At 41.6% G+C, this 24,364-nt stretch carries 22 protein-coding genes; 6 read left to right on the top strand and 16 right to left on the bottom strand.

Translation table 11 applies throughout. The features are described from left to right. Window positions 1-10: 10 nt before the first annotated feature. The 6 genes from ACE01U_RS04750 to ppsA form a co-directional block, all read right to left on the bottom strand. A complete protein-coding gene (locus ACE01U_RS04750) occupies window positions 11-340 on the bottom strand; it encodes a cytochrome o ubiquinol oxidase subunit IV (RefSeq protein WP_171264398.1) in 330 nt (109 codons plus the stop codon). Then, the gene (gene cyoC, locus ACE01U_RS04745; RefSeq protein WP_086207732.1) at window positions 337-957 is read right to left on the bottom strand and encodes a cytochrome o ubiquinol oxidase subunit III; all 621 of its coding nucleotides are present in this window, start codon (window positions 955-957) and stop codon (window positions 337-339) included. The genes ACE01U_RS04750 and cyoC overlap by 4 nt, the downstream gene beginning before the upstream one ends. A gap of 4 nt (window positions 958-961) precedes the next feature. Then, the gene (gene cyoB, locus ACE01U_RS04740; RefSeq protein ID WP_086207731.1) at window positions 962-2,950 is read right to left on the bottom strand and encodes a cytochrome o ubiquinol oxidase subunit I; all 1,989 of its coding nucleotides are present in this window, start codon (window positions 2,948-2,950) and stop codon (window positions 962-964) included. Between the two features lie 3 nt (window positions 2,951-2,953). Beyond that, the gene (gene cyoA / locus ACE01U_RS04735; RefSeq protein ID WP_086207730.1) at window positions 2,954-4,027 is read right to left on the bottom strand and encodes a ubiquinol oxidase subunit II; all 1,074 of its coding nucleotides are present in this window, start codon (window positions 4,025-4,027) and stop codon (window positions 2,954-2,956) included. A 302-nt stretch (window positions 4,028-4,329) separates the two neighbouring features. Further along, window positions 4,330-5,097 carry an RDD family protein gene (locus ACE01U_RS04730; RefSeq protein WP_395578825.1) on the bottom strand — a complete coding sequence of 256 codons (768 nt, stop codon included), beginning with the start codon at window positions 5,095-5,097 and terminating at the stop codon, window positions 4,330-4,332. Window positions 5,098-5,442: 345 nt separating this feature from the next. Continuing rightward, window positions 5,443-7,821, bottom strand: a complete 2,379-nt coding sequence (gene ppsA, locus ACE01U_RS04725) for a phosphoenolpyruvate synthase (protein WP_119062902.1) — start codon at window positions 7,819-7,821, stop codon at window positions 5,443-5,445. Between the two features lie 156 nt (window positions 7,822-7,977). Between ppsA and ppsR the strand changes: the two genes are divergently transcribed. Both ppsR and ACE01U_RS04715 read left to right on the top strand, forming a co-directional pair. Next, a complete protein-coding gene (gene ppsR, locus ACE01U_RS04720) occupies window positions 7,978-8,814 on the top strand; it encodes a posphoenolpyruvate synthetase regulatory kinase/phosphorylase PpsR (RefSeq protein ID WP_086207727.1) in 837 nt (278 codons plus the stop codon). Between the two features lie 144 nt (window positions 8,815-8,958). After that, complete coding sequence (locus tag ACE01U_RS04715) at window positions 8,959-9,636, top strand: hypothetical protein (RefSeq protein ID WP_395578824.1); 678 nt, start codon at window positions 8,959-8,961, stop codon at window positions 9,634-9,636. A gap of 33 nt (window positions 9,637-9,669) precedes the next feature. On the opposite strand, the gene ACE01U_RS04710 is transcribed toward ACE01U_RS04715, so the two are convergent. The 4 genes from ACE01U_RS04710 to ACE01U_RS04695 form a co-directional block, all read right to left on the bottom strand. Next, complete coding sequence (locus ACE01U_RS04710) at window positions 9,670-10,233, bottom strand: NAD(P)/FAD-dependent oxidoreductase (RefSeq protein WP_395578823.1); 564 nt, start codon at window positions 10,231-10,233, stop codon at window positions 9,670-9,672. 230 nt (window positions 10,234-10,463) lie between these two features. Next, window positions 10,464-11,465, bottom strand: a complete 1,002-nt coding sequence (locus ACE01U_RS04705; RefSeq protein ID WP_395578822.1) for an LLM class flavin-dependent oxidoreductase — start codon at window positions 11,463-11,465, stop codon at window positions 10,464-10,466. Window positions 11,466-11,745: 280 nt separating this feature from the next. Beyond that, window positions 11,746-12,273, bottom strand: coding sequence for a YMGG-like glycine zipper-containing protein (locus ACE01U_RS04700; protein WP_086207723.1), 528 nt, complete (start codon window positions 12,271-12,273; stop codon window positions 11,746-11,748). 223 nt (window positions 12,274-12,496) lie between these two features. Then, window positions 12,497-12,925, bottom strand: coding sequence for a glycine zipper domain-containing protein (locus ACE01U_RS04695; RefSeq protein ID WP_086207722.1), 429 nt, complete (start codon window positions 12,923-12,925; stop codon window positions 12,497-12,499). 463 nt (window positions 12,926-13,388) lie between these two features. On the opposite strand from ACE01U_RS04695, the gene prfA reads away from it, so the two are divergent. Next, window positions 13,389-14,477 carry a peptide chain release factor 1 gene (prfA, locus tag ACE01U_RS04690; protein ID WP_110974166.1) on the top strand — a complete coding sequence of 363 codons (1,089 nt, stop codon included), beginning with the start codon at window positions 13,389-13,391 and terminating at the stop codon, window positions 14,475-14,477. Further along, window positions 14,477-15,295 (top strand): peptide chain release factor N(5)-glutamine methyltransferase, encoded by an 819-nt coding sequence (prmC, locus tag ACE01U_RS04685; RefSeq protein WP_395578821.1) that lies wholly within the window; start codon window positions 14,477-14,479, stop codon window positions 15,293-15,295. Before prfA ends, prmC begins: the two co-directional genes overlap by 1 nt. Window positions 15,296-15,351: 56 nt before the next feature. On the opposite strand, the gene ACE01U_RS04680 is transcribed toward prmC, so the two are convergent. From ACE01U_RS04680 to ACE01U_RS04655, 6 genes are all read right to left on the bottom strand, one after another. Beyond that, entirely contained in the window at window positions 15,352-16,173 is an 822-nt protein-coding gene (locus ACE01U_RS04680; RefSeq protein ID WP_395578820.1) for an ABC transporter permease, read from the bottom strand. Then, the gene (locus tag ACE01U_RS04675; RefSeq protein ID WP_395578819.1) at window positions 16,173-17,132 is read right to left on the bottom strand and encodes an aliphatic sulfonate ABC transporter substrate-binding protein; all 960 of its coding nucleotides are present in this window, start codon (window positions 17,130-17,132) and stop codon (window positions 16,173-16,175) included. Before ACE01U_RS04675 ends, ACE01U_RS04680 begins: the two co-directional genes overlap by 1 nt. A gap of 290 nt (window positions 17,133-17,422) precedes the next feature. Continuing rightward, on the bottom strand, window positions 17,423-17,776 hold the full coding sequence (locus ACE01U_RS04670; protein WP_110974163.1) for a hypothetical protein: 354 nt from the start codon (window positions 17,774-17,776) through the stop codon (window positions 17,423-17,425). A 479-nt stretch (window positions 17,777-18,255) separates the two neighbouring features. Continuing rightward, on the bottom strand, window positions 18,256-19,215 hold the full coding sequence (locus ACE01U_RS04665; protein WP_119062898.1) for a hypothetical protein: 960 nt from the start codon (window positions 19,213-19,215) through the stop codon (window positions 18,256-18,258). 9 nt (window positions 19,216-19,224) lie between these two features. Beyond that, on the bottom strand, window positions 19,225-20,547 hold the full coding sequence (locus ACE01U_RS04660) for a sphingomyelin phosphodiesterase (RefSeq protein ID WP_395578878.1): 1,323 nt from the start codon (window positions 20,545-20,547) through the stop codon (window positions 19,225-19,227). Between the two features lie 330 nt (window positions 20,548-20,877). Continuing rightward, window positions 20,878-21,903 carry an AraC family transcriptional regulator gene (locus ACE01U_RS04655; protein WP_395578877.1) on the bottom strand — a complete coding sequence of 342 codons (1,026 nt, stop codon included), beginning with the start codon at window positions 21,901-21,903 and terminating at the stop codon, window positions 20,878-20,880. Between the two features lie 143 nt (window positions 21,904-22,046). Between ACE01U_RS04655 and ACE01U_RS04650 the strand changes: the two genes are divergently transcribed. After that, the gene (locus ACE01U_RS04650) at window positions 22,047-22,817 is read left to right on the top strand and encodes a 3-hydroxyacyl-CoA dehydrogenase (RefSeq protein ID WP_395578818.1); all 771 of its coding nucleotides are present in this window, start codon (window positions 22,047-22,049) and stop codon (window positions 22,815-22,817) included. A 261-nt stretch (window positions 22,818-23,078) separates the two neighbouring features. Continuing rightward, window positions 23,079-24,215 carry an acyl-CoA dehydrogenase family protein gene (locus ACE01U_RS04645; RefSeq protein WP_395578817.1) on the top strand — a complete coding sequence of 379 codons (1,137 nt, stop codon included), beginning with the start codon at window positions 23,079-23,081 and terminating at the stop codon, window positions 24,213-24,215. The last annotated feature ends 149 nt before the right edge of the window (window positions 24,216-24,364 follow it).

Genomic DNA, 24,364 nt, shown 5'->3' with positions numbered 1-24,364 from the left:
GACAACCAGTTTAGATCATCATGTTGTAGTGTAAGTAGTTCATAATCCATACAGAGCCAACCAGAAGTACGGCAATACAAAGTACTGTATAGATAAATGCAATCACGTTCCAACGTTGCTCTGAAGATGAGTTCATGTGCAAGAAGTAAACTAATTGAACAAGAACCTGAGCAGCCGCTGTAATTGCAATAACAGTCATCAAAATACCACGGCCAAAACCGCCAGTCATAACCATACCGAATGGAATTACGGTGAGGATAACTGAAAGGATGAAACCAATCGTATATTGCTTCGTGTTACCGTGTGAAGCACCAGCAGAGTTATGATCGTGACTCATTATAGAACTCCCATCAAGTAAACTACGCTGAATACACAGATCCAAACGATGTCAAGGAAGTGCCAGAACAAGCTTAGGCAAGCAAGGCGGCGCGTGTTTGGAAGAGTCAAACCATTTTTCTTGATTTGAATCATTAACACGATCATCCAGACTAAGCCAGAAGTTACGTGAATACCGTGCGTACCTACTAAAGTAAAGAACGACGATAAGAACGCACTCACGCTTGGACCATGGCCAGCATGAACTAAGTGATGAAACTCATATAGTTCCATACCGATGAATGAAGCACCGAATAACCAAGTGATCGCTAACCAAGCTAACACTTGGTTGACGTTCTTTTTGTATGCAGCAAGAACCGCAAAACCAAAAGTCACAGAAGAGATCAAGAGAGCAAAAGTTTCAGTTAAAACGAAACCTAAAGACTCACCAAATAGTTCTTTTGCACTTGGTGTACCCATAGGTACATGGCTACTTAATACAGCGAATGCAATGAAGAGTGTACCGAATAAGATCAAGTCACTCATCAAATAAGTCCAAAAACCAAAGACGGTGATATCCGTATCATCGTGGTGATGATGCTCATCGTGTCCGTGGTTTTCGTGATGAAGTACGTCAGCCATTGTCTTAGTCCTTCTTCAAGTGTTTTTCAAGAATCGCGTAACGTTCATTCTCAATACGCTCAACTTCAGCAGCAGGAACATAGTAGTCCACCTTCTTCGTGAATGAAGAAGTGATGAAGCTGATAATAGCAGCGATGAAAGTCACAGCAACCAACCACCAGATATGCCAGATTAAGCCAAAGCCCATCACAGTAATGAACATTGCAATAACAAAGCCGGCAGCACGATTCGTTGGCATGTGGATGTCTTCGTACGACGTTGGTTTCGCATAAGCCACACCGTTTTCTTTGTCATTCCAGAAGGTATCAATACCATTGATCTTTGGAACATGAGCAAAGTTATAGAACGGAGCAGGAGACGAAGTCGCCCATTCAAGCGTACGAGAATCCCATGGATCGCCTGTAAGGTCGAGATGGTCGTTGCGTTGTAGGAAACCAACAACAATTTGCATAATGAAACATGCAATACCAAGCGCGACTAAAATTGAACCGAAGAATGCAATGGCGATGTACGGGTCCCATTCTGGGTTGTCATAAGTGTTCAAACGACGAGTCATACCCATGAAACCAAGGATATAAAGCGGCATGAACGCAAAATAGAAACCAAAGAACCAGAACCAGAACGCAGCTTTACCCCAAGCTTCATTGAGCTTCCAACCAAACATTTTTGGCCAGTAGAAAATGATACCTGCGAACATTGCGAATACTACACCACCAATAATTACGTTATGGAAGTGAGCGATAAGGAATAACGAGTTATGTACCAAGAAGTCCGCTGGTGGAACTGCCATTAATACACCTGTTAAACCACCGATACCGAAAGTCACAAGGAAGCCAAGTGTCCATAGCATTGGTGTTGTGAAGCTGATACGACCCTTATACATGGTGAATAACCAAGAGAAGATCTTCACACCAGTGGGAATCGCAATCACCATGGTCATGATACCAAAGAACGCGTTCACGTTGGCACCAGCACCCATAGTAAAGAAGTGGTGAACCCATACCACGAACGCAAGTACTGTGATCGCGATAGTTGCATACACCATTGATTTGTAGCCGAACAACGTTTTACGAGAGAACGTCGCTACAACTTCTGAGTAAATACCAAATGCTGGTAATACTAAGATGTAAACTTCTGGGTGACCCCATGTCCAAATCAAGTTTACGTACAACATTGGGCTACCACCCATGTCGTTTGTAAAGAAGTGGAAACCGAAGTAACGGTCAAGCGTTAACATTGCAATGGTTGCTGTTAACACTGGGAATGACGCAATGATCAATACTGCTGTACACAAAGATGTCCAAGTAAAGATCGGCATGTCCATAAGCGACATACCAGGCGCACGCATTTTAATGATGGTAACGAAGAAGTTAACACCTGTTAAGAGCGTACCTAAACCGGAAATCTGAAGTGCCCAGATATAGTAATCCACACCCACACCTGGAGAGTATTCGATACCTGAAAGAGGAGGGTATGCCATCCAACCTGTAGCAGCGAATTCACCAATTGCAAGAGATGCCATCATCAAACCAACAGCACCAGCAAATAACCAGAAGCTGAGTGAGTTCAATAATGGGAAGGCAACGTCACGTGCACCAATTTGAAGAGGTACAGAGATGTTCATTAAGCCTACAACAAGACCCATTGCTACGAAGAAGATCATGATCACACCGTGAGCGGTGAAGATCTGATCGTAGTGTTCTGGGTGTAAATAACCTTCACCGCCACCACGAGCGAGGAAAAGTTGTAAACGCATCATAAATGCATCAGCAAAACCACGCACAAGCATGATGATTGATACAATTAGATACATAATACCAATTTTTTTATGGTCTACCGATGTGAACCATTCGTTCCACAAGTAGCTCCATTTTTTAAAGTAGGTAACACCAGCAACAACTGCGATGCCACCTAAGATCATCATTGCAACTGTTACCAGTACAATTGGATCATATGGAATAGCGTCCGGACCTAACTTACCTAAGAAGCTCATGTCTTATTCCCCTACAACTGATGAAGCAGGTTCAACTGCGGCATGTGCTTCAGAAGCAGCAGCCCCGTGAGCACCCGCAGTTGCTGAATGATCAGCACCGTGATAGTTACTCATGTATTTGTTGATCACTGATTCAAACAAGCCTTGCTCTACAGAAGAGTAGTAAGTCACTGGATGTGGCTTAGTTGGGTAAGGCTTCATTGCTTCAGCAGCAGCCTTCTCTTCAGGAGTTTTTGCTTTTGCAATTAAAGCTTCAATTTGATGCTTACCACGGTTACCGTCACGTAAAGATGCAAATTCAGACTGATCTAAAATTGTTTTTTGTACAGCTTTTGGATTAATGCTTGTACCGTTACCTGCTTTAATAGCAGCAACCCATTCAGCGAATTGAGCGTCTGTTAAAGAGTGAGCACGGAAGCGCATTTGCGAGAAGCCATAACCTGAATAGTTTGAAGAGAAACCGCGGTAGCCTTCAGCTGGGCTAGTTCCATCTGCTAACAAATTCAAGTGAGTCTGCATACCTGCCATTGCATAAATTTGACCGCCTAACGAAGGGATGAAGAATGAGTTCATCGTAAAGTTAGAAGTTAATTTAAGTGCAATTGGAGTCTTTTCAGGGAAACGAATTTCGTTAACCGTAGCAATATTAAGATCAGGATAAATGAAGATCCATTTAAACTGTTCTGCAATGACTTGAACATTTACAGGTGCTTTATCGGATTCGATAGGGCGGTAAGGGTCATACTTGTGTGAACCCCACCAAGTTAACCACGCCAGAATACCAATAATAATGACAGGAATACCCCAAACTACAATTTCAATTGTAGTAGAGTGTGCCCATGTAGGTTTATAGTCTGCATCTTTATTCGACGCGCGATATTTCCAACCAAACCATAATGCCATAATGATTGATGGAATAACCACCAACAGCATTAAATAGATCGCAGTCATCATTAAGTCAGATTGACCTTGTGCAACTGGACCTTTCGAGTTTAGAAGTACCATATCACCGCCACACCCAGTCAAGAGCGCGGCAATCGTAGATAAAGACAATACAGCTAAAATCGTTTGTCTCATTTTACAACCTCGGTGAAGAGTCCCATTCCCTAATAAAATTGGGATAGCGATTAAAGTGTCGCATGATTGAAAAGTTTCTTTTTAAGACTAAAAACACTTCTCAATCATAAGACACCGCTACGTTGTAGGGCATTATGCCTCATATCGACAAACTAAGCTATACGTAAAGATGCTTTAAATGACTGTTATAAAAACCGATTTTTTTACTCGGAATTGGGTGTTTTTCCTTGGATATTTATATTGAATATCAATATACTGCGGGAAATAGAGGTGTGCTAAACCTCAGTCCGAATATGCCCAAATTATTGCTTAATAACCTTGGTTTTAGCCAGCTTATCGTGCAAAGTTTGACGCTTTGCGCTTAAACCAAAGACGTGATCGACGATCGTGATGAATGGCATAAATAGCATGTTGAGCACAATAAAGACAACACTGCGTAATGTGAATACACGCATTAAACTAACTTTTTCGTTGGTTTCAATATCTACAATTTTAATTTTGGTGATTTTTTTACCCATACTTTGACCATTTTTTGCCAAGAAAAAGGCTTGAATACCAAGCATGATCAGCAAATAAATGCCCATGCTTGTCCAAGCTTCAGTGGGAATCAATTGAAATAGTTGCGCTTGCAGTTCACTGGCTTGAGTTGCCGTTGTAGCTGCTTGCATTTTCTGCTGAATTTCGGTGAGTTCACCGAACTGATCGGCTTGCAAGAAAAATGAGGGAATGGCAGCTGCAGGTAACCATAATAATAAATCAATGACTTTCGCCAAAACACGAGTACCAATAGAGGCAAGTTCAGGTTGAACCGCTTTTGCAGTCGTACGGTTCTGCTGTGCGAATTGGTTTGTCAGCTGTACTGGTTCAGGAATAGGAGGCTGAGCTTGATAGCCTGCAGGTTCATAGGCCAGTTTTCCTTGGGTGAGTTCACCTAAAGCTTTCCATTCAGGCATACCTTGATGCCAAACTAAATCCGTCAATAAAACTTGTTGGCTTGCGAGCATCTGATTCAGTTGCTCTAAGGTATATGGACCGGCTTGTTGATTATTTCGTGCCAAGTAAATCTGCATATAAACTTAATCTCAAAATATAAATTGGGATGTCAAAATAATAGATGTATTTGTTTTCAAATTAAAAACAAATAGAAAAATCTTATGTTAAAACTTGTGGATAGTCTGGGAAAATTCAAGATGAAATTAACCAAAGATACACAAAACTTATGACAGTGTAGCAAGGAATGAGTCGTCTCTTCTAGTTTTATCGCAATACGATCTTTGCTAAATCAAGATGTTGATATATGAATGCTGAATTTAGCTGAAGCTTTGTATAAAGGGGCTTATTTTAATGACGACACCTAAAAGTAGTCGGCATAAAAAAAGACCCGTGAAAGGGTCTTTTTTTATCGCATCAAAAAATTAAGATTTTTGAACTTTTTCTGCTGCAAGGAAGAACCATGTGTCTAATACTGAGTCAGGATTTAGTGATACAGATTCGATGCCTTGTTCCATGAGCCATTGCGCAAGATCTGGGTGATCTGAAGGACCTTGGCCACAGATACCCACATATTTACCTGCTTTGCGACATGCATGAATTGCCATAGATAGAAGCGCTTTAACAGCTGGATCACGTTCATCAAATAGGTGAGATACGATACCAGAGTCACGATCTAGACCGAGTGTTAACTGGGTTAAGTCGTTAGAACCGATAGAGAAGCCGTCAAAGTGTTCAAGGAACTGTTCAGCCAATAATGCGTTCGTTGGTAACTCACACATCATGATTACTTTCAGGCCATTTTCACCACGTTTCAAACCATTTAAAGCCAATAATTCGATGACACGTTTTGCTTCGTGTACAGTACGGACGAAAGGAATCATGATTTGAATGTTGGTTAAGCCCATTTCGTCACGTGCTTTTTTCAACGCGCGACATTCTAACTCGAAGCAGTCACGGAAGTTGTCAGACACGTAACGGCTTGCACCACGGAAGCCCAACATTGGGTTTTCTTCTTCAGGCTCGTATAATTTACCACCGATCAAGTTTGCATATTCATTTGACTTAAAGTCAGACATACGAACAATCACAGGCTTGTCTGCAAATGCAGCAGCGAGGGTAGAAATACCTTCAACTAGTTTTTCAACATAGAATTCGATTGGAGATGCATAACCCGCAGTACGCGCCATGACCGCAGCACGTGTTTCACGTGGCAAGCTGTCAATGTTCAACAATGCTTTAGGGTGGACACCGATCATACGGTTAATGATGAACTCAAGACGCGCAAGACCAATCCCTTCATTTGGAATTTGTGCAAAGTCAAATGCACGGTCAGGGTTACCAACGTTCATCATTACTTTGAATGGAAGTGCTGGCATAGATTCAATTGAATTGGTTTGAATCTCGAAGTCTAGTGAACCTTCATAGATGAAACCTGTATCACCTTCAGCGCATGAAACAGTCACTTCTTGACCGTCTACTAGAACTTCAGTTGCATTACCACAGCCCACGATTGCTGGAACACCCAGTTCACGCGCAATAATTGCAGCGTGACAAGTACGACCACCACGGTTAGTAACAATCGCAGCTGCACGTTTCATTACTGGTTCCCAGTCTGGGTCAGTCATGTCTGATACAAGAACGTCACCGTCTTGTACTTTGTCCATTTCTTTAATAGACGTAACAATACGTACTTTACCAGAACCGATACGTTGACCAATTGAACGACCTTCACAAATTACTGTACCTTTTTGTTTCAAAAGGTAGCGTTCCATTGTGCCGACGTTTTCACGGCTCTTCACTGTTTCAGGGCGTGCTTGAACGATATAAATTTGACCGTCATCACCATCTTTTGCCCATTCGATGTCCATTGGAGAACCGTAATGGTTTTCAATGATGAGCGCTTGTTTTGCAAGTTCTTGAAGTTCGTGATCGTTCAATGCAAATTGTTGACGCTCTTGCTTTTCAACATCAACCACAACAACTGATTTACCCGCAGATGCTTCTTCGCCATAAATCATTTTTTGGTGTTTAGAACCCAAATTACGACGTAATACAGCGTGTTTGCCTGCATTTAAAAGTGGTTTAGAGAGGTAGAATTCGTCAGGGTTGACTGCACCTTGAACAACCATTTCACCCAAACCATAAGAAGCAGTGATGAAGACGACATCACGGAAACCAGATTCAGTATCAAGAGTGAACATTACACCCGCTGCACCCGTTTCAGAACGGACCATACGTTGAATGCCAGCAGATAAAGCCACCACATCATGCGCAAAGTTTTGGTGTACGCGATAAGAGATTGCACGGTCGTTATATAGTGATGCAAACACTTCTTTGATTGCGATCAAAACGTTGTCGATACCGCGAATGTTTAAGAAAGTTTCTTGTTGGCCTGCGAAAGACGCATCTGGTAAATCTTCTGCTGTTGCAGAAGAACGAACGGCAACCGCGATGTCAGGGTTGCCGTTTGAAAGTTCTTCAAATGCTTTACGAACTTCTTTTTCTAGTTCTGTTGTAAGTGGAGTGTCAACAATCCATTGGCGAATTTTAGCACCTGTTTCAGCCAAAGCATTTACATCATCAACATTGAGTGTTTTTAGCTCTGCATTGATTTTAGCGTTTAGGCCGCTTTGCTCGAGAAATTCACGATATGCCTGAGCTGTAGTAGCAAAGCCACCTGGTACAGATACACCTGCATTTGATAGGTGGCTGATCATTTCACCTAGAGATGAGTTTTTCCCACCTACGAGTTCAACGTCGTGTTTCCCTAATTTTTCTAGACCAATTACGCGCGCTTCCAAAGTTGTTACTCCACTTTTGCAGTATTTAATCACTATCTTGGCATCAGATTATAACAAATCTACTTAGCTTTTTGATTTTACTAAGCGACAGTCATGTAAGATCGGTTTACTATAAAGATTATATAGCACTAAGACAAATGTTTAAGGAGAATTTTAATGTCAGAAAGTAAACAGTTTAAGCGGAGTGTTTTTTTTATTTCAGATGGCACTGCAATTACCGCAGAAACCCTTGGGCACTCTCTATTGGCGCAGTTTCCAAATGTTGACTTTGACATTCATATTATTCCTTATATTAGTTCAGAAGAAGCTGCGACCAATGTTGTAGCTGAGATTAATCAAAGAGCATTACAAGATGGTCAAAAACCATTGGTGTTTGACACATTGGTTGACCCGTATGTGCGGGATATTATTAATACTGCAAATGCAGTAAATCTTGATGTATTTGAGGGGCTTATAAGTAAGTTGTCTGAAGAGTTAGGCACTCCACCTACAACTTTAGTCGGACAGACCCATGCGGTGACCGATTCTGAGTCTTATAAAGCGCGTATTGATGCGGTGCATTTTGCCTTAGATAACGATGATGGTGCACGTACACGTCACTATGACAAGGCCGATTTGATTTTGATTGGGGTTTCACGTTCGGGGAAAACACCGACCTCGATTTACTTGTCATTACAGTTTGGAATTCGTGTTGCTAATTACCCACTGACTGAAGAAGACTTGGATGATAACCGCTTACCTGCAGTACTTCGAGCGCATAAGCATAAGCTGTTTGGTTTAATGATTGATGCTGAACGTTTGGTTGCCATTCGCTCTGAACGTAAGGCGAATAGTCGCTATGCAAGCTTTAGTCAATGCCAAATGGAACTACGCGCCATTGAAGGGATCTATATTTCTGAGGGGATTAAATATTTAAATGTCTCTGAAATGTCAATTGAGGAAATTTCTACTCGTGTACTCCAAATGACGGGTCTAAAACGTCGCATTGGTTGATATCGAGATGACAGTATAAAGGGTCATCGTGGTGATGCTTTATACTGTTTATTAATTTCGCTATAAATAGAAAAATATAGATCAGATTATATGAAAATAATATCAAAACGCATTTTTAGTCTTATTTTGTTCAGTTCTTTTAATATGACACTTTATGCGGAAAATATATCCATTCAGCAGTCCGAACAAGCGATTATTTTAAAATATGCAGCACTGGATTTTTATGAAGTCAATCAGAAAATCGAACAGGATATTGTCGATTTAATCCAGAAAAATACTGCAAGCTATGCTTATTCTTTCCCCAAATTAACTGAAGATCTTAGACTAAAGATTAATAGCTCACCTGATCGACTGCTTAAATTCTATACCTTTGATGTGGGCGGTGGTGGCACTATGGGTGAATTTTCATCCTATGTACAGATGAAATCGAGACCGTCTAGCAAGCTTCAAGCGATCAATACGGGCTATATTTTAAATATTGATCAAGTGAAAATGGGGACGCAACCGATTTACTTGGTGCAAAGCTATTACAAAGGGGATAGTTGCCACGGTCTATATCAAATTCAAGCCTTTAAAATGCATGCTCAAGCTTTAACACCAGCCCCAATTTTTCAAACGAAAAATAAGAAGCAGTTGAGTTCGATAGAAGTAGATTATGACTGTCATTATGATGAAGCGCGTCAGGGTTCGTATATTCGGGTTTCGAAAGATTTAAAGTATGTTGATATCAAATTACTGAATCAAAATAGTCAGCCAACAGGTCAGTATTTGCGCTATACACGTGGAAAGTCAGCTTATCAATATCAAGGTGTAGTGAATTAAAGAGGGCAAGCTAAAATGCTTACCCACGGATGTCTAGTGTGTATAGGTGGTAATAATCACATCAACTGGATGTTCTGCACCATCAAGACTCTGGATATCATGTTCTCGAATTTTCACAATTGGCCAAGTCACCAATTTACAGTTTTCACGCTGTAAAGCATGGTAGTAGAAATCGGACTTAAAGAATTTGAGTTTATTGGCAGCAGTATTAGGCTTAAGTTGGTGTCTGAGCCATGGGTCAGCAACTTGGGTTTCTAAAAAACGTAAAGCCAATAGGCATTTAATACGGGTACTAAATAATCGGCGGTTTTTAATGACTAATGGATGCTGGATTAAGCGCTGAACCCCGCGTTCTGTTTTGGGTAAAATGAAGTGAGGTTCATTTTGAAAAACACGAACAGATTGTGCCACCTGACAGATTGACTCAAGTCCACTTACCGTGTGCTGATTGGTGCCAATAATCGCAACACGTTGTTGGTTAAAATCATGCTGTTTAATGTCTGATGATGCAATCAGTTGACCTCTGAAATGCTGAAAATATTCGGGATAGTTTTGAAATAAACCCGATAGGCTATCTGTTGGATGTAAATTAACCATGCTCGATCCTTAATTGTTTTTTTAGTTTTTCCTTAATCTTTTATTTTTAGTGTTTTTACTCTAAAAAGGCAAAATGATTAACTGTCTGAGCAGTCACGTTAACTTTAGTCTAAGGCGATAACATATTTTGATTATGCTTTTAAGGATGGACAGAGATGCAAAGGGTTAGTATTCATTTTGCCCAATGAATGTCGATAGAACAGTCATTGGGCAAATAGGTTCACGTCCGCTTAGCTATTTTTGATCTGCATTAAACGTTCAAAGTTTTCTAAACGTTTCTCTGTATCATAGATGTCACAAGTGAAAATAAATTCATCGACATCATATTCTAAAAGAAGTTGTTTCAAGCCTTCTTTTACGGTGCCATTGGAACCAATTTGTGCCATAGCATAGAAACTGTCTACGGACATTTTTTCCGCAGCTGACCAAAGGCCATCCATGCTGGAAATCGGTGCTTTTAACTTTAAGCTTTGACCGCGCATCAGACCTAAAACACGTTGATAGGCACTTGTTGCCAAGAACTCCGCTTCAGCATCAGTTTCAGCAACGACCGTAGGAACACCCATCGACACATAAGGTTTTGATAAGTATTCAGAAGGTTCAAAGTTTTCACGATAGAGCTGAATCGCTTGTTTCAGCATGCGCGGTGCAAAGTGTGATGCGAATGAGTAGGGAAGACCGAGTTTTGCTGCGAGTTGTGCGCTAAATAAACTTGAACCGAGTAACCATACTGGCACATGAGTCCCTTGTCCCGGCGTTGCAACAATACGTTGATTCGGCTCAGCATTTTTAAAGTAATGCAGAATTTCTAAGACATCTTGTGGGAATTGTTCTTCAGTTTCTTGACGACCACGACGAAGTGCGCGCATGGTGACTTGGTCTGTACCGGGTGCGCGACCTAAACCTAACTCAACACGGTGCGGGTAGAGTGTAGCAAGTGTACCGAATTGTTCTGCTACCACAAGTGGCGCATGGTTTGGGAGCATAATGCCACCTGAGCCGACTTTTAAAGTTGAGGTATTCGCGAGTAAATAGCCGAGTAGCACCGCAGTAGCAGAGCTGGCAATACCATCCATATTATGATGTTCTGCAAGCCAAAGTCGGCTATAGCCTAAACGTTCAGCTTGTTGGGCCAATTTTAAGCTATGCTGTAGGGTGAGTTGTACAGTTTGATCTTCGCGGACAGGAGCTAATTCTAAAATAGAAAATTGAGTTTCGGACAATGTGCGCATTCGGCTTCTCAAATTTGCGGTGTATATCGAAATAATACGATATAAGCAGGGTTTTGTATATCGTTTTTATTCGATGTATTTTGTCTGCACGATAAATCAGTCGCTAATATGTTGAATTGCAACAGTGATAAATTTAATACAACCATTAAAAATGAATGAGAAGATCATATTCAAATTGTGCTGTTGATCGGTTGTACTTTAGCTTTTTGAGACAGAGATTATTTCTTAAATAAAAAAACACCCGAAGGTGCTTTTTTATTTGGAAACTTTTATAGATGACTTAACGTTTGCCGTTTTTGTACCAGCCTAAGTGCCGACCATTGTCACCACGGTAGTCGCGATCATTGTATTTATAGTTATTGTAGCGGTAACCACGGTTGTTATCACGACGGTCATAACGATCATTGTAGCGACGGTCATCTTCATCATCGTAACGGCGGTCTTCTGAGACTTTTTTACCGAGAACGGCACCACCTGCTGAACCTAAGCCCGCACCAATATAACCACCATTGGTGCCACCCATGTTTTTACCTACTGTATAACCACCTGCACCGCCAAGTGCTGCACCAATGATTGCGCCATTACGGTCACGTTTGTTGGCTGAAGCGGCTGCACCTGCACCACCGCCAATGGCAGAACCAATCATAGCACCAGTTTGTCCACCCATTTGGTTACCAATTGCGGCACCGACTACACCACCAAGCGCAGAAGTCAGTGCTGTATTCGTACTATTGCCTGCGTATGTAGTCGTCATTGTTAATGCAGAAGTTGCAATTACAGTACTCATTAAAATTGATTTGATTTTCATTTTTAGACTCCTAAGAGTATGTTCATTTCGTCTTGATTTCACTTTAGCGAAACATATAGGAAGAATAATGAAGAGAAACTTTATCAAAATTGTTGCTTTGGTAAATGCTATGTAACGACTCTTCGTATTTTCTACCAGTTTAGCTCTGTGGAATTACGTCTTGATCTGTGCCATAAAAAAGCACCCGAAGGTGCTTTCTATGACATCTTTACAATGCTGTAAATTAATGGTGTTTACGGTGTTTCTTTTTCCATTTTTTTCCATGGTAAGAGCTGGTTTGTTTGTCTTTTGAGATTTTATTCCCTAGTGCTGCACCACCTGCTGCACCTAATGCCGAACCGACATAACCACCGTTGGTACCACCCATGCTTTTACCTACGGTATAACCCGCACCACCACCGATGGCACCGCCAATAGCAGATTCTGTACGATTACGTTTGTCACTTGCAACAGCTGCACCACCTGCGCCACCCAGTGCTGCACCAATGGTTGCACCAGTGTTACCGCCCATGTTTTTCCCAATTGCAGTCCCTGCAACACTACCTAAAGCACTTGCAGCAGCAACGCGGGTTGTATTATCTGCATACGCAGTTGCAGTAAACATGGATGCTGTCGCTAATGTTGCTGACATTAAGAGTGTATTTAGTTTCATGTGTTTCTCCATGTCCAACATTGGTTGAACTGTCGTATTTATTTCGATGGCGCTAATGTAACAAAAAGATTCTAGTTAATTGTGAAGAGTTGAAACCAAATTGAAACCCGTTGGTTTCTTGTTTGTATCAGTTTTATTACAAATGTGAATAATGCGAATGAAATTTATCCAGACTCGTGCAAATGTGGATAAACCTAGGAGTGATGTAATTCACACTCTGCGTCATAGACGAATGAAGTGCTATTAAAAGTAGTTGGAGTGGGTGTAGATCATTATTTTAATTTTTAACGTCAATGGCTGAACCTATTTTCAAAAATATACAAATTCGATTTAGCTTATATGGAGTAAAAATCAGTCCATATTGAATAAAGATGTTCTTTGGGCGATAGAGTCGTTAAACTAAGCGCAAATTTTTTGGTGCTGTGAAACTGTATTGCAGCCTTTATATTGAGATATTTTCCTAATGAAAGAATCGTTACGTTTACGATTAGATCAACTTTCTGACCGTCACGAAGAATTAACAGCATTACTTGCAGATGTAGAAGTGATTTCAGATAACAAGCGTTTCCGCCAACTGTCACGTGAACATAGTGATTTGACTGAAATTACAGAAGTTTGGACCAAGTACAAACAAGCAGAAGCAGACATTGAAACGGCTGAAGCGATGTTGTCAGATCCTGACTTTAAGGAAATGGCTGTTGAAGAAATTAAAGAAAATAAAGCCATTATTGAGTCTCTAGAAGCTGATTTAAATATTTTAATGATTCCGAAAGATCCAAATGATGCCAATTCTGCCTATTTGGAAATTCGAGCGGGTACAGGCGGTGATGAAGCCGCTATCTTCTCGGGTGACTTATACCGCATGTACACCAAGTACGCTGAATCACAAGGCTGGCGTATTGAGGTGTTGTCTGAAAATGAAGGCGAACACGGTGGTTATAAAGAAATCATTTGCTTGGTGAATGGTGAGGGCGTTTACGGCCGCTTGAAGTTTGAAAGTGGCGCGCACCGTGTACAACGCGTACCTGCAACGGAGTCTCAAGGACGCGTGCATACTTCGGCGTGTACTGTTGCGATTTTGCCTGAAATTGATGTTGATACAACGGTCGAGATTAATGCATCAGACTTACGTATTGATACCTACCGTGCCTCAGGTGCGGGTGGTCAGCACATCAACAAAACCGATTCGGCTGTGCGTATTACCCATATTCCAACAGGAACGGTGGTGGAATGTCAGGAAGAGCGTTCACAGCATAAAAACAAAGCTAAAGCCATGGCTTTACTTGCTTCACGTTTGGAAAATGCAAAACGTGCAGCAGCTGATGCAGCAACGTCTGAAATGCGCCGTGACTTGGTCGGCTCGGGTGATCGTTCAGAGCGTATCCGTACCTATAACTATCCGCAAGGTCGTATGACCGATCACCGTATTAACTTAACATTATACAAGTTAGATGCGGTTATGGAAGGCGATTTAACTGAACTATTAGATAGCTTACACCGCGAATACCAAGCAGATCAGCTTGCGATGCTTGCACAGCAGAATGGTGGATAATGAATATTGCCCAAGCTTTGGCTTTACGTGGTGAAGCTGAGAGTTACGAACGTCAAGAAAATGCATGGTTGCTGGAACACATTACCAAAATTGATTCTTTTGATTTGGTTATGAAAAAAGACCAAGTGCTGACCGATGAGCAAGAGCAAGCCTATGTTGCAGCACTTGCGCGAATCGAAGCAGGAGAGCCTTTGGCTTATGTGACAGGTTCACAGCCATTTTGGACGCTGGATCTGATTGTCACTCCTGATACCTTAGTGCCACGTCCAGATACCGAGGTACTGGTTGAAACTGTACTACGTTTAGACTTACCTGAAGATGCGCGCATTGTCGACTTAGGCACGGGGACGGGTGCGGTTGCGCTTTCATTGGCCAGTGAACGGGACACGTGGGACATCACGGCGACCGATATTTATGAGCCGACTTTAGCCGTTGCTCAGCAAAATGCAGAAAAACATGACTTAAATGACGTAACTTTTGTGTGTGGTAGTTGGTTTGCACCGCTGAATCGAAAGTTTTTTGATGTGATTGTATCGAATCCGCCATATATTGATGCTGATGATACACACATGCAAGACTTAGCAACTGAACCTGAACGTGCCTTGGTTGCTGCGGATCATGGTTTGGCTGATTTAAAAGTCATTATCCAGCAAGGCAAAAAGCATTTAACCCTCGATGGCTGGGTGGTGCTTGAACATGGTTATGATCAAGCTGCCGCTGTACAGAAAATCTTTAAAGAAGCGGGCTATAAGCAAGTCCGTACGGTAAAAGATTATGGTGGGAATGACCGCGTCACTTTAGGGCAGTGGACACAATAATTTCATTGTTCCCTTCAAAATAAAAGCGCAGTTGATGCGCTTTTATTTTTTCTACCTTATGTTCCAAATACGTCACGCCAACGCAGTAGCCAAGTCTCCATGGCTTTCATAATGCCATCGCTGAATTTTCCAAGTACGGCTAAAAGAATAATTGCTAAGATCACAATATCGGGACGCGAAGTTTCTCGTCCATCACTCAGTAAGTAACCAATGCCTTGTGTCGCTGCAATCAGTTCTGCGGCAATCATAAACATCCATGCCAAACTTAAACTGTTGCGTAGTCCCGTTAAAATTCCCGGAGATGCCGCAGGTAAAATAATCTGTTGGACTTGCTGCCAGTATTTCAGTCGATAGACTTGCGCGACTTCGATGAGCTTACGATCGACACCTTTAATCGCTGCGACCGTGTTGGTATAGGTCGGAAAAAATGCGCCAATCGCAATCAGGGTGATTTTTGATGCTTCATCTATTCCCAACCACAGTAAAAGTAGAGGAATCCACGCTAAGCTTGGGATGGATTTAATCGCTGAAAAACTGGGTTCTAAAAATGCTTCAACCTGTTTGTTGAGTCCGACCAAAATCGCACAAATTAATGCCAGAACACTGCCAATAAAAAAGCCTAAGAATACCCGCCATGTACTGGTCCAGACATGCATCCATAAATCTGCCTGCCATAAATCTAGAAAGGTTTGCCATAAACTACTGGGTGCAGGCAATAAATAAGGTTCAATAAAACCTGCACGGACCAGATATTCACAAGCAATCAGTAAGAGCACTGGAAGGGTGATCGCTTTGAGAACACTCTTCAATTTCAACTGAAATGAGGAACCCTTTTTCACTTCAATAGGGGTGAAAGAGCTCGCGACTGACTTGGTCATTATTTGCTTACAACCTTTTGTGCATATTGTGGCTTAAACAACTGAGTCACGACTTGATTGACATTTGTTCCTTTACGGACTAAGTCTTCTTCATTCAAAATACTGCCAGACTTTTGTAATGCTGCAATTTGTTTGGCTGAAGGAATGTTTTGATCAAAGTTGGTACGGCTTAATTGTAATTTTGCGACATTCAACGGAAGTTTGGACTCGCGTGCCAATAACTCCGCCAGTTTCTCTGGATTAGCTTTGGCCCACTTACGTGCTTGTTCATAGGCTTTAATTACCGCTTCAATGGCTTCGGGGCTTTGCTGAGAAAAAGACTCTTTGACACTGAGCACGCTATAACTATTAAACCCAATATTTCGATACAGTAGTTTTGCGCCAGATTGCACTTGTGCCGAAGCCATCAGCGGATCTAGGCCTGCCCAAGCATCGACTTGACCACGTTCTAAAGCTGTTTTGCCATCTGGATGTTGTAAATGGACCAGTTGCACGTCACGTTTATTTAGACCCACTGTATCCAATGCTTGTAGGGTAAACAGAAATGGATCTGTGCCTTTAGTTGCTGCAATTTTCTTTCCTTTTAAGTCTTTTAAACTTTTAATCTGGGAGTTTTTAGCAACCACCAAAGCGGTCCATTCAGGTTGGCTCTGGATATATACGGTATTAATTGGACTGCCGTTGGCACGACTGAGTACGGCTGCAAGCCCTGCGGTTGAAGCAAAATCGACACTGCCACTGTTTAAATATTCCAGCGAACGGTTACTGCCTTGGCTAAACACCCATTTAATTTCAGTCTTAGGTAGGGCTTTTTCTAACAGTTTTTGCTCTTTCACCACAAGACTGGTTGGTGCGTAATAGGCATAATCGAGTTTGAGTGTGTTTGGAATAGCGGCATGGGCATAAGAGCCGATCAGACCTAAAATCAGTGAAGTGCTCAGTAGTTTAAAGTTTTTCATGTTGCATCATTTAAATAAGTTCATTTGTGGGTTCTTTTAACCTGATGGATGCGAAAAATAAAAAAAGAAAAATGGATAACAAAATATTAAATTGAAATAAACGGGTGGTCTTAGTTTAACTATCTGAATTTTAATAACTTGATTGAGCTATGTGCAGTTTTTGGAGTATAGAATAACTTCCAAAAAGCATAGAATAATTTCTTCTTATATGAAGATTGCATAACTAAATCATTCATTTTGAATGTAAAAAAGCGACTGTAAAAGTCGCTTTTTTTTGAGGGATGACACGCTTACATAGGATAGTCTTGTAAGCTGTCAGACACTTCAACTTGCTCTAAAGCATCAGTTTCAAGTGCAAGGCAAAGCGTCACAATTTTCTTTAGATCGGCTAGATATTGTTCATCTTTAAACGATGCACCTAACTGCAGGGCTTGAATACGGTCAGCGCTAATATCCAACGCTTGAGCAGCTTCAATCGCATCAACTTCATTAAAAAATGCAGTAACAGCATGATTTAATTCGAGGTCTGATGCATTGAGAATGCCTTGATCCAGTTGCTCTTCAAATTGTGGGGTAGGAGACTGCAAAGCTTGAGTAAAGTTTTGCACCAGACGTTGATCGAGAACATCAATCATTTTAAGCATGTCATAACCTTTAAAAGAAATAAGGTGATTAAACAGGGGGAGTACAGCCAGAAAGTAAGCATTAAAGAATGCTTTAAAATTGGTTGAAAAATAATCCATTTTGGAGCTTTTTGCAAATAGATTCCGATAAATGAAAGATGGATTTGTTAAGTGAATGAAAAGCTTAAATTTATTAAATTGAGTGCCTGTGTGCATTTCATACGACTGTTGCAAGGGGCTCGGATAGATCAAAAAGAAGCAATTTAATATGGAATATTGTGAAATTTTAATTAAAAATTTATTTGAGTTTATTTTAAGCTATTGAAATATATTACTTATGTTGTCAGTGCTGTTGCAAATTACTTTATTTTGAGATTACAGATGCAGATTCAAAAGATTGTGGAATTTCAATTTATAAATACAAGCTAAAGCAAGATGAGGTACATCACCTTGCTTTAGCTGTCTTTGTTTGGGGTGGAGAATGATGAACGTTTAAGCCACTAGTTAAAGTGCTTTTGCCTCAGTTGTTCTAGGCGGAGTTGGTACTGCTGTTGCCATGTACTTTCAGCTAAGTTTTGTTTTTGCTGGTTCATTTCTTGGTTTAGAGCAGTAAGCTCAGATTGGTAACTGGCGATCTGTTGTTGCTGACGAGCGACTTGTTGTTCGCGTTCAGCCATTTGCGCTGCTTCTTTGCCTGAAAAGTAGCTGTTACGAATTTGTTGGGTAATTTCTTGCTGTTGTATTGGATCGGTGACGCCAATTAAAGCCAATTTAAGGGCTTTATCATAACCACCACTTTGACCATCAATGTTTTTGCTCGGGTTTTTATATTGTTGCTGTAATTGCGAGAGTTCACTCAGACGTTGTTGTAGCGTCATTTGCGGTGCTCGGCCCAAGAGTTCACCATAAGCAAACTGATAGCTGGCAAATTCTTTTTCTTCAGCAAAGCCGAGTTGTGTTTCTTGCTTACCTAAAGTCTGTTCACGTAAGTTCCAAATTTCCTGATAACGCTGTTGTGGAGTCATTTGTGTGGACATAGTTCTAGCTTGCATTTCTTTTTCATACAGTGGCAGGCGTTCTATCAATTGTTTTAAAGTCTGGGCAAACTGCTGATCTGGATATTTGTCCAATACCTGTTTTAATAATGCCTGACAGTTGGTATCGGGGCAGTTTAGCTGTAACTGGTTTAATAATTGTGTGATATTGCCCGGATTTTTTTGAAAGTGTTGAATAATTTGTTGGATGGATTCTTGTTGCTGTTGTTGCTGCATTTTTGACTCGTCGTTGTTTGCAGCAGCAAGCTTCTCTTGCAAACTGCTGGGTTGAGCAGTCTCTGTAAGGGACGGTGAGGATGCCTGAGTTTGACCCGATGTGGCATAGGATGGGCCAAGGCCCAACCATATCACCACACCGATCACCAATACACTCAGCACCAAAGCGATAAGCCGTAAGCGCTTCATTATTCTTCCTCATGGGTTGTATTGGAATTGGCCCATGACAGGGAAGTGGTCAGATAAGTCCCAAGTCATAAACAAGGGATCGGTAGCCGAGCGAAGAATACGGACATCATTACGTGCTTGTATAGGCTGACGGTGGTTATTGGATGACACCACATAGTCTAAATACTCTACGGTAGAGCCGCCCGTGAGTCCTGCACCTGCGAGTTTATTCACCCGTGGATCGAAGGTTGATTCGGTATATCCTGTGCTGACTGGTACCGTACCATTCAAGTTAATTTGCATTTGTGCATAATCTTGCGGCCACAGTAGCTTGTTGACATTAAAGTCACCGCCCATAAGTACTGCATCAAATGACGGGATATTTTGCTTATCGACCAAAGCGCGGATTTGCTTAAATTGTTGCTGGCGCATATCACGTGCCGCGTCGGTATCAAACGATGCGGTATGCGTGGAGGTCACATGATAGGCTTTGCCATTCTTGAGAATTTCAGCATAAATCACGCCTTTATCGGCAAAACAGTCAATCCCTGTACAGCTTGGGTAAATAAAATGATCCGTTTGTACAATCGGGTGGCGACTGGCAACCAATATGCCGCTGTCATAAATGTTGTAGCCTGAACCGACTGGAATATAAGTTTGGTACGGATATTCCTGAGCTAATTTGGCCAACATGGCGGTACGACCAGAAGCAAAGGTCTCTTGGAATAAAATCGCGTCGTAGCCTTTTAGGTTTTGTGGTAGTTGTTCTAAGCGTTCATCAATTTTACTTGCCACCAAAGGAAGGGCATAAATATTGTAGGTTAAAACTTTAAACTCATCGGCACTGCTGGCAACAGGTTCTGGCACGGTATTTTGATGGATGGTGTAGTGGAAGTCGTCATAACCACCAGTGTATTCAGCTTTAAAAGCAGTCTGCGCCGTTTTTCCTGCATAATTGGTGTTGAAACGCTGAATGTTACGGTCGTTGAACCATGGTGCAGAGAAATCACTGCCAGATGCAGAATGTTTAATATCGCTGCCAGACCAAGTGCCAGTCATAGATTGTTTCAGGGTGACGCTTGAACCACCGCCTGTAATCACGGTATCAAAATTATAGGTTTGGCCTGACTTTAGCCCAGTATAACGGTTATAACGCAGTACACGTTTGGTTTCATAAGGGGCAATTTGAGTGGCTTCTTGAGCCCATTGACTCCCTTGCGTTAAGGTGCGTGTACCATGATGATTAATATTGACGGAGACTGTTTCAGGGGTGGTATTGGTCACATAAACGTATGAGTCGGCTATCACTGGCTGACTGCACACTAATAATGATAACCATCCGATATTTTTCATTAAGTTTTTATTTAATTGGCTACTCATGTTTTCCCTCCATGATGTTTTTATTCAACATTGTGTCAAGAACAATATGACGAGATCACTATGGCAGTTAATTTTTTGAAGTCAGTGACAAAGTGCGACAGCACCTTGATTTTCCGATGAATGAGCATCAAAAATTCAATTTAATGTATAAGCTCTGTTGACATTTCATTTGGCAAATTAAAACCCAAGTCAGAACAATAGAATGTTAAGGTTTTACTTGAACGAGAGAATTTTATTGGCTAGTGATTTGTGATGTAGAAAGAGCAAGAGCATCTCGTAGTTGCTTATACCAATCGACCTGAGTTAAGCGTCCTTATTTTGACGATAAGCACCGGGACTGACCCCAGTCCACTTTTTAAAAGCACGGTGGAACGCACTCGGATCATGAAAATTGAGTTCAGTGCTAATGTCTTGTAATGATACTTGGCTGTTACTGAGCAACTCAATCGCCATATCACGGCGTATATCATTTTTCAGTTGCTGATAACTGAAACCTTCGCTTTTCAGTCGCCGCTGAATAGTCGCCTCAGACATATTGAAATGATGGGCAATTTCAGACAGTTCAAGCCATTGTATAGGTGGCTCTTGCATTAAGTAGCGACGAATCTGGGCACTGGTTGAATGTGGGTTTTTATAACGGGTCAGTAAAATATGTGGAGTTTGCTGAATAAATTGATACCACGATTTACTGTCCTGTTTTATTGGCATTTTTAAATAATTGGCATCGAACTGAATGTAGTTTTCAGCCATTTGATACTGGATATTTTCACAAAAACGAACTTTGTAGTCGATATCATCTCTAGGCGCATCACATTTGAGTTGAATTTGATTCAAAATCACCCGTTGACCCACTAGCCAACACATAAGTGCATGAATCAGCATGATATAAGTCGCGTAACTAAACATGCGTTGGGGCTGTTGTCGTTCATAAATCACAATATAGGCATAATGCTCTTGCACCATGAGTTGACTGCTAAAGTCATCTAGCACCAGATTCATAAACTGCAAAATATGTTGAATGGCTTGGTCCAGCTGGGTGGTGTGTAATAGTGATTTAGACAAAAACTGAAAACTGCCACGGCGCATAGCATGACGATCCATCCCAAAAAACTCATCATTCATGACATTGGCCAGTTCAATCCAGAGCTGTGCATATTGATTGACTGAGACTCGTGCTTTTGTCGCACTTAACAGTTCGTTATTGATGCCTGCATTTTTCAAAATATCAGCAACTGCATATCCCTGCTTTTCAGCTTCAAACAATGCTTCGTGTACCAAAGCAATTGAAATGGAATCTTTCTTGGCGTTTGCATGTTCCGATGCAGTCATAGTGGCTTCCATATTTTTATTGTGCATTTTGAGCATTGTCCAAAACCATCATGGAAGATGCAATATTTGGAAATTGTACTTAAAGGGTTCTGTGTTTACATTTCTTCTTAAGTGGTAGCATTCAATCATACAAGGAAAAATAAATGAAGATTCAAGGGAAGGTTTTTGTCGTTACAGGTGGTGCATCGGGTTTAGGTGCGGCAACAGCACGTCATTTGATTGAACAAGGCGCGAAAGTCATTTTGGTAGATATGAACCAAGCTTTAGGTGAAGAGCTACAGCGTGAGTTGGGTGAAAATGCTCAGTTTAAAAGCCTTGATGTTACTGATGAGCACGCCGTGCAAAGTTTCTTCCAAGAAGTCGAGGCGGAATATGCACAATTGAATGGTTTGGTGAACTGTGCAGGTGTAGCGCCTTCAGCCAAAGTGTTGGGTCGTGAGGGTATTCATGAGCTGGCTTTATTCCAAAAAGTATTAAACATCAATGTCTCAGGTACTTTTAATATGCTGCGTTTTGCTGCGCAGTTAATCGCGAAATATGAACCTCAAGCCGGTGAAGAAGAACGTGGCGTGATTGTGAATACAGCTTCAGTTGCAGCCTATGACGGACAAATTGGCCAGACCGCTTATGCATCATCGAAAGGCGCGGTTGTCTCAATGACTTTGCCGCTGGCACGCGAGCTAGCACGTGAAAAAATTCGAGTGATGACCATTGCTCCAGGCATTATGGAAACGCCAATGTTGAAGGCGATGCCGCAAAATGTACAAGATGCGCTAGGTGAAATGGTTCCATTTCCGAAGCGTTTGGCAAAACCGCAGGAGTTTGCTCAGCTTGTGGGGCATATTTTTGAAAATAGTTATTTGAATGGTGAAGTGATTCGTTTAGATGGCGCGATTCGTATGCAGCCTAAATAATTTATTTTGACTTGTGATCTTTGAATTTATAACGGAGTCTTGCGTCGATAAGTAAAGGCTTCTTATAACCTTCGGTTCGACCTACTTTTCTTTCGGGAAAAGTAGGCAAAACCATCTCCATTCGCAAAACCTGTTTTATTGAATTTACAGACTACTTTCTCGCAGAAACATTATCTTTTGAAAGGCTTTCAGGTTGCGAATGGGTCACCGTGTATCAAATATTTATTAAATTTAATAACCTGAACAGAGAAGGGACACTCCATGCTTTTAAATGAAGAACAAAAAATGGTTCAGGATATGTTGCGTAGTTATTCGCAGGAAAAACTGAAACCAACCGCAGCTGAACGTGACAAAACGGCACAGTTTCCTGCGCAAGAACTCAAAGAGCTGGGTGAGTTAGGTGCTTTGGGTATGACTGTTTCACCTGAGTGGGGTGGTGCGGGCCTAGATTATATTTCACTGGTGGTGGCACTTGAGGAAATTGCAGCAGGTGATGGTGCTATTTCGACTATTGTCAGTGTGCAAAACTCACTGCCGTGTGGCATTACCCAGCGTTATGGCACTGATGCGCAAAAGCAGAAATATTTAAGTAAGCTTGCCACAGGTGAGTGGTTAGGATGTTTTTGTCTCACTGAACCACAAGCAGGCTCAGATGCAGGAGCATTGGAGTGTAAAGCCGTTCGTGAGGGCGATGAATGGGTGCTGAATGGAACCAAACAATTTATTACCACAGGAAAGCATGCTCAAGTCGCTTTGGTTTTTGCAGTCACAGACAAGGCTGCGGATAAGAAAGGTATTTCTTGCTTTTTAGTCCCAACCGATACCGAAGGCTATATCGTCTCTCGTATAGAAGAAAAGATGGGGCAGCACTGTTCAGATACGGCAACCATTGTTTTAGAGAACTGCCGCATTCCAGCAGATCATTTGCTAGGCGCGGAAGGTGAGGGCTATAAAATTGCGCTCTCAAATTTGGAGTCAGGACGTATCGGTATTGCTGCACAATCAGTAGGCATGGCGCGCGCCGCTTTAGATGCTGCGGTTGAATATGCCAATGACCGTAAAGCCTTCGGTGTTGAAATTGTACAACATCAGGCGGTTGCTTTTCGTTTAGCTGATATGGCGACACAAATTGAAGCGGCACGGCAGTTAATTTTCCATGCAGCCGCTTTGAAGGATGCAGGATTGCCGTGTTTAAAAGAAGCGTCTATGGCCAAACTGTTTGCCTCAACTATGGCGGAGCGTGTTTGTTCTGATGCTATTCAAATTCATGGTGGTTATGGCTATGTCTCAGATTTTCCAGTTGAGCGAATTTATCGGGATGTTCGTGTGAGCCAGATTTATGAAGGAGCATCTGATATTCAACGTCTGGTCATTGCACGTGAAGTCACCAAGGTTTAAGTTGACTCAGTTTTAGACCTTGGTCGATGTTCAAAGCTTGCATTTTCATTGAGGGATTTGGAAATTGTAGGTGCATTTAAAACATGGTTATCTAGGTGTAGCCGTTAGTTACAGGTATTAAGTCGAGTAGCTGAGCTGCTCTGGGTATT

Source organism: Acinetobacter halobius (assembly GCF_044130335.1).
Lineage (GTDB): Bacteria > Pseudomonadota > Gammaproteobacteria > Pseudomonadales > Moraxellaceae > Acinetobacter.
Note: the sequence above shows the minus strand (reverse complement) of the source record. Positions and strands in the feature narration are given on the sequence as shown.